Source organism: Shewanella inventionis, from assembly GCF_014641855.1.
Taxonomy (GTDB): Bacteria; Pseudomonadota; Gammaproteobacteria; order Enterobacterales; family Shewanellaceae; genus Shewanella; species Shewanella inventionis.
This window is the reverse complement of the sequence record NZ_BMII01000034.1, coordinates 46,844-53,309: the sequence shown is the minus strand read 5'-3', so window position 1 is coordinate 53,309 and position 6,466 is coordinate 46,844. Positions and strand designations below refer to the sequence as shown.

6 protein-coding genes are annotated in these 6,466 nt (G+C 40.8%); 2 read left to right on the top strand and 4 right to left on the bottom strand.

Annotated features, from left to right (window positions below):
* Positions 1–1,239: 1,239 nt before the first annotated feature.
* On the bottom strand, positions 1,240–2,304 hold the full coding sequence (hemE, locus tag IEW93_RS17715) for a uroporphyrinogen decarboxylase (protein ID WP_188740583.1): 1,065 nt from the start codon (positions 2,302–2,304) through the stop codon (positions 1,240–1,242).
* Between the two features lie 452 nt (positions 2,305–2,756).
* Here hemE and rsd point away from each other — a divergent pair, with 452 nt between their 5' ends.
* Positions 2,757–3,224 carry a sigma D regulator gene (gene rsd, locus IEW93_RS17710; protein WP_188740582.1) on the top strand — a complete coding sequence of 156 codons (468 nt, stop codon included), beginning with the start codon at positions 2,757–2,759 and terminating at the stop codon, positions 3,222–3,224.
* A 215-nt stretch (positions 3,225–3,439) separates the two neighbouring features.
* On the opposite strand, the gene IEW93_RS17705 is transcribed toward rsd, so the two are convergent.
* The 3 genes from IEW93_RS17705 to IEW93_RS17695 all read right to left on the bottom strand — a co-directional run bounded on the left by IEW93_RS17705 (position 3,440) and on the right by IEW93_RS17695 (position 5,542).
* Positions 3,440–4,489 carry an MJ1255/VC2487 family glycosyltransferase gene (locus tag IEW93_RS17705; protein ID WP_188740581.1) on the bottom strand — a complete coding sequence of 350 codons (1,050 nt, stop codon included), beginning with the start codon at positions 4,487–4,489 and terminating at the stop codon, positions 3,440–3,442.
* Positions 4,490–4,550: 61 nt separating this feature from the next.
* Positions 4,551–5,066: a phosphatase PAP2 family protein gene (locus tag IEW93_RS17700; protein WP_188740580.1), complete on the bottom strand. Its 516-nt coding sequence runs from the start codon at positions 5,064–5,066 to the stop codon at positions 4,551–4,553.
* 227 nt (positions 5,067–5,293) lie between these two features.
* On the bottom strand, positions 5,294–5,542 hold the full coding sequence (locus IEW93_RS17695; protein WP_188740579.1) for a YgjV family protein: 249 nt from the start codon (positions 5,540–5,542) through the stop codon (positions 5,294–5,296).
* Positions 5,543–5,924: 382 nt separating this feature from the next.
* Between IEW93_RS17695 and rraA the strand changes: the two genes are divergently transcribed.
* Positions 5,925–6,410 carry a ribonuclease E activity regulator RraA gene (rraA, locus tag IEW93_RS17690; RefSeq protein WP_188740578.1) on the top strand — a complete coding sequence of 162 codons (486 nt, stop codon included), beginning with the start codon at positions 5,925–5,927 and terminating at the stop codon, positions 6,408–6,410.
* The last annotated feature ends 56 nt before the right edge of the window (positions 6,411–6,466 follow it).

Here is a 6,466-nt window from a genome sequence, read left to right as displayed (position 1 = left end):
ATCAAATGGCTCCTGAAAAACACCTTGAAAGAATTAAAAGTATAGATTCAGAGTTAAATTTATGAAGTTAACTTATGAAGATCGTCATTTTTTAATAACGAGAATTTTAAATGGAGCTGCAATATCAGCTATTGCAGCAGAATTAAAATGCCCCAAATGTACTTTCATATAAATGGTTAATGTCTCGAATGTGGTAGCTACTGCCCTTATGACGTTGAATTTAGTCATGTAGAATTTTTTATTCTTTGATATTGCACAAAGGACTGTTTAATTCGCATCGGGGACGTTAGACCTATATTTTTCTCATCTGAACCATCCGAATTAGTGCAAATAATCTAGCACGTTTCTGTCCATAAATGCGTTAGTTCTTCCAATTACAAACAAGGTTAAATCGAAGATACCCATACGGCGGATGTAATCGCGGCTATGACCTTCGAAAACATGGATGTTTTCGCAGAGCGCCCAAGGATGGGTTTACCGCGTGTCATAGAAGTGATTTCATTGAGTATCGTTGCCTAACATCTTAGTTTTGTTTGAGTTAATAGCTCTAGTTGGCCTACTTCCATAGGCCACTCTTGATCTCGTTTGGCCTAAATCATAAAAAGCAAAACACTTGGATCCCGGCTCAAAAGCATTGCCGGGACGACGTTAGAGTTAGGACGATATTAAAGTTAGGACCATGAGACAGTAGCTAACATGCCTTTATCCAGATAAATGAGTTAGATGCCTCAGCTTGAAATGCCAAAATTCAACTCTGAACTTGAGGCCGTTAAGAAAATGACGTGAGTCCAGACATGGATGTCTGGGTAGCTTTGGAGGGGAAGGGACGCCCCATCTGAAGCGTTAGCATTTACGAATAAGGCTAAAGAACACTCAGACGAAGTTAAAAGCTGGATTCAACCACGTCGCGAAATTATCGCAGCTATCGTTTGGTAACAAGAATGATAATTTTGATGTGGCGGCTGGGCCAATTCTTTTATAAAGAGTAAAGAGGAAACAGCCGTTGGTTTCCTCTTGGTCTGGTGTGGGCGAAGCGCCACGACGTTAATGGCCGCAGGCCATAAAACCTAAATCAAAATCATAAAAAACAGCTGGATTCCGGCTCACAAGCATTACTGAGAAGTCGTAAAATAGAAAAATAGAAAAACTAACTGCTCACATTCAAAAGCTAAATAACAAAAAACTATCAACAAAAAAGCGAATCCGAAGATTCGCTTTTTTATTAGCCAATACCAATAATTACTTGTGATATTGCTTAGATAACTCATGTACAGAGTTGATAAATGAACCCGCATGCTCAGGATCAACATGCTGATGAATACCATGACCTAAGTTAAATACATGGCCGGTACCTTCACCGTAGCTTGCAAGAATTTGGTCAACTTCTTGATGAATACGCTCAGGAGATGCATACAACATTGATGGATCCATGTTGCCTTGTAGTGCCACTTTATCACCTACGCGGCGACGTGCATCACCAATATCAACCGTCCAGTCTAAACCTAATGCATCACAACCGGTTTCAGCCATTGCTTCTAACCATAATCCGCCGCCTTTAGTAAATAAGGTTACTGGCACTTTACGGCCATCAGCAAAGCGGGTTAAGCCATCAACAATTTTTTGCATATAACGTAATGAGAATTCGCGGTAAGCGTGGTGCGATAATGCACCGCCCCAAGAGTCGAAAATCATTAACGATTGTGCGCCGTTAGCCACCTGAGCGTTAAGGTATAACACTACTGAGTCAGCTAACTTGTCTAATAACATGTGCAATGCTGCAGGTTCTGCATACGCCATACGTTTGATTTTTTCAAACGTTTTGCTTGAGCCACCTTCAACCATATAAGTGGCTAGCGTCCAAGGTGAACCTGAAAAACCAATTAATGGCACTGCGCCGTTAAGTTCACGACGAATGGTGCTCACGGCACGCATAACGTAACCTAACTCGTCTTCTGGATCTGGGATGCAAAGTTTTTTGATAGCATCAATCGTATCTGTTGGACGCTCAAAACGAGGACCTTCACCCGTCTCAAAGTACAATCCAAGACCCATCGCATCAGGTACAGTCAAAATATCTGAGAATAAAATCGCAGCATCTAAATCATAACGACGTAATGGTTGTAACGTCACTTCGCAAGCCAACTCAGCATTACGACATAACGACATAAAGTCGCCAGCCTGAGCTCGAGTTGCTTTGTATTCTGGTAAATAACGACCTGCTTGACGCATCATCCATACTGGAGTGACATCAACTGGCTGCTTTAACAACGCACGTAAATAACGATCATTCTTTAATTCTGCCATGTGGGCTTTCTTCCTAGACTGTTATGATTTCTGCTGGGCGCTAGTTTAGCACTTACGCGATTAATGTAACCACTCAAGCGAGATTTATGTGAGCTATTCCTAAATCTAATGGTTAATTTTTTAACACATCCACTTCACTGCTCACAAAATGCACAATACTGGCGTATAAATCGCAAATAATCAGATTAAACGTTGCGTAGATGTAAGTCGTTTGGTATAAAAAGTGTGCGCTAGCAAGAACAATCAAGAAGCCCGACACATCGAGCCTTTGAAAACTTCGTTACCCCGTGATGGCATGCCTTCACGGGGTTTTTTATTGCCTATCGTTTGCCATTCTCATTTTCAGCGCTCTTAGCTGGTTGGTCCTGAAAATATAAATAAAACAGTTGATCATAATACACTTTGTCCAATACATTAGATGTTATAGAAAAGTTGCTGACTAGAGAAAACACATGCTAACCAATTTAGAAAAAGCAGAAAAACGCTGGGGCGGCGCTAACAAATTAATCGATCAATGGCTTAATCACCGCAGAAAACTGTTGATCCAATATTTTATCGTTGCGGGCCTAGCGCCCTATTCGCGTGCCGAAAAGTCATTACCCAGCCTTGAGCAAGTAAAAGATTTCTGTGACCAATTAGTCGACTATGTCTCTGAAGGCCACTTTGAGGTTTACAATAATGTGGTAAAGGCTTGCGAAAAATTTGGCGAATCGAGTATTGAAACGGCAAATAAATTATTGCCAAAAATCAGTGAAAGCACCGATATCGCACTCGATTTTAATGATAAATACACTGAAGCCACTGACGATAACATCTTGTACCAATTGGACTCAGATTTATCTCAATTGGCTCAAGCCATGGAATCGCGCTTTGAGTTAGAAGATCAACTGTTAGAAGTGCTGCATAACCGCCATTCGTAATCACAGTACAAACACGTTAATAAAAAAGTGCGTATTAACGCACTTTTTTATTGATACCGTTCGGGCGTATTGATAAATATTGTGGCTAAAATGGCTTTATGTCGTGTTGATTCATCTCGACTAAGGGCAACTATGCCCGCAATTATCCGCCTTGCCTAAAGCGATGTTATCTCTCAACATAAAAGATAAATAAACAGCAACAAGCCCTGCCGTCATTACTGCCGTTTATGCCAATTTTCAGGTAACTCAACTTGCGACCATAAGTTGTGGCATAAGCTTTCTGGCTGATGCCAATCACCCGCTTTAAGCCAATCCACCAATGCGTCACCCACCTGAGGATAAGCAATAGGTTTAGGTGATGGCGATTTGAGCCAACGCTTTAATACCGCAACATCTAATGTATTCATACTGTCTGCCGCGGCCAATAATTGCAGCGCAGCCACGTTGGCGAGTTGCTCAAATTGACCTAATAGCGGTTTAACCAGTAACTTTTTCCCTAGTGTCATTGCTTCGCTGGCAAGTTCAAAACCAGCATTACCAATCACGCCACCGCATTGCGACATATGTTGCTTAAATCCTTCACGATTAAAACCATGCCAATGTATATGTTCCGCCATGCCTTTTAACGGTTTTAGGCCGTGATAAACAAAAAACTGATATTGATCAAACGGCGCTAAAAACTCAGCAATTCGGTCGGCATCTTCGAAGGGTAAATACACCAAAATTTGATGACTATAATCACCACTGCTTGTTGAGACCTCAACAAATGGCGGTAAAATAGGAAAACCAAAATGATGCCAATGACAACCAAGCGAAATATCGACAGGAGCAAAGCGATTTAACAACAGTTCATTAAACCAGCTGGCGCCTTGCTTAGGTACCGGATATTTCAGCGCCGCTTGATGGCTTATAGCAATTGAAGGGACATGCTGTTGTTTTGCAGCCCAGGCGGTGACCGGTTCAAAATCATTCAAAACAAGGTCGTACCCGCTTAAATCCAGTTGTTTAATTTCAGAGAAAATATTCGCCATCAAATTTTTTTTCGCGGTTTGTACAATATTCACCCGGCCATTGTCTGTAATAAATGTCATGCCATTTCGTGTTTGATAATCGGCAAAACATTGCATATCAAAATACTGATCGGGGGAACGTCCTGAAAATAAAAAATCGACATCTATTTGATGCTGACCAAGCGCTTTAGCCATTACCCTTGCCCGACTAATATGGCCATTCCCCGTACCTTGAACACCGTACAAAATTTTCATACTGCCTGACATCCTCAATGGCTTAACTTAACAATGCAACAAAAAGTAAATGTACGCGCAATTACTGCATTAATTGCACAACCAATATTACTGAGCCAGAACCCAACGCTGCTCCAGCAAAAATATCTAACGGATAATGCACACCAAGGGCAATACGTGATAGCCCCACAAAACAAGCCCATGCAAATGCGATTGGGGCTAGCACTGGGAACACCACATTAATCACACTGGCAAACACAAATGCCCCCGCCGTATGGCCAGAAGGTAAACTAAATTTATCAGACGGCTCAAAACCTGAGTTAAATCCTGCCAGTGCGTGGCAAGGTCGATGACGCCTAATGCTATTTTTTAATAGTAAATACAACGGGAATTCGACAATAAAGCTGCCCAACACTAAATTAAAAAAGTGCTGACCATTAGGATGAAAAAAAAGCAGTGCAACAGATAGGTACACGTAATAATGGCCGTCCCCCGTGACTGAAACCCGTTTAGCCGCCTGGCTAAGTTGATTATCACGGCTAAATTGCACGACCCAATAAAACCAATATTTATCTAACTCGCTGATACTTATCTTCATGCTTGACTCCATGCCAAACGTTGGACATTGGTTAACCCAACAAAAGTTATTTTTTTGTTATCAAGACGAATAATAAAGAGGTGCAATGAACGCGAGGTGACAGTTAGTCTAAAGTTTTATGACACTGTCTAAACAAGGTTAATAAGAGGGAATTAACAAAAAACCTCTCAAACATAAGCTTGAGAGGTTTTTATCATTAGAGCGTCATATAGGTGACGCCTAAACTGTTAGGCAATTTGAGTTTGCAACTGCTTGTTACGATAAATCTTAACCAGGTGATAAATATTAATACAGGCAACGAAGGCATTCATTCCTGCCACTGGCCATGCCCCGATTGAATACCCGTAGGCAACAAAAAAAGAACAACCTACAAAGTTTAACCATCTTAATAAAATGATGTCTTTCATCATCAGCGAAATAGCAACCATCACTGATGCTGCGTAACCTAAGACTTCAATCAAGTCGATATTTTCCATAAGAACCTCTGTTTCAGGCTCTCTGCCTTCCGTAAGCGTAACGAGGGATCCGTGCCCCTAAAGCTAGCATAAATTGTAAACTAACATTAAATAACTCAGTAATATGCTAACAAACTGCCGCTAAAAATTGTAATTAAAAAACGTATTAGGATGACCTAAATCAACATATATCGGCTAATTACCTCAATTTGAAAGAAAATTACTTCCAAAAATGTTCTTTGTTCTGTATTTAGGCTAATCAGTGAACCGCATAAAAGTAACATTATGTTGATTAACAACAATTGCGTGATTGATAAGGCTTTTATTTTCGTAAAAAGCTCATATAATTCATTTATCTTTGCTTTACCCAGCAATTACCCTTGCTGCCTAACAGGAGTTAAATATGGAATACAACACCTCAGAACTCTGCGACATGTATATTGATGTAGTTGACGTCGTAGAACCAATGTTCAGTAACTACGGTGGTTGCAGCTCCTTCGGTGGCTCAATCAGTACCATTAAGTGTTTTGAAGATAACGGCCTGATTGCTGATGCTTTAGAAGAAGATGGTGAAGGTAAAGTACTATTAGTAGATGGTGGTGGTTCATTACGTCGTGCACTTATTGATGCCCGTATTGCCGAACTTGCTGTAGCAAACAACTGGGAAGGTATTATTGTTTATGGCTCGGTGCGCGATGTTGACGCATTAGAAGAACTAGACATTGGTATTCAAGCCATTGCATCTATTCCTGTTGGCGCTGAAGGCAATGGCGTTGGTGAAGTTGAAATTCCAGTTAACTTTGGTGGTGTCACCTTCTTACCTGGCGATCATATTTACGCTGATAATACTGGTGTTATTTTATCTCCAGAGCCGCTAGATATTGAATAATATCTCGCTAATATCGCGCCATGGCTAAACATCAGTTAACGCTGGCCGACAATTAA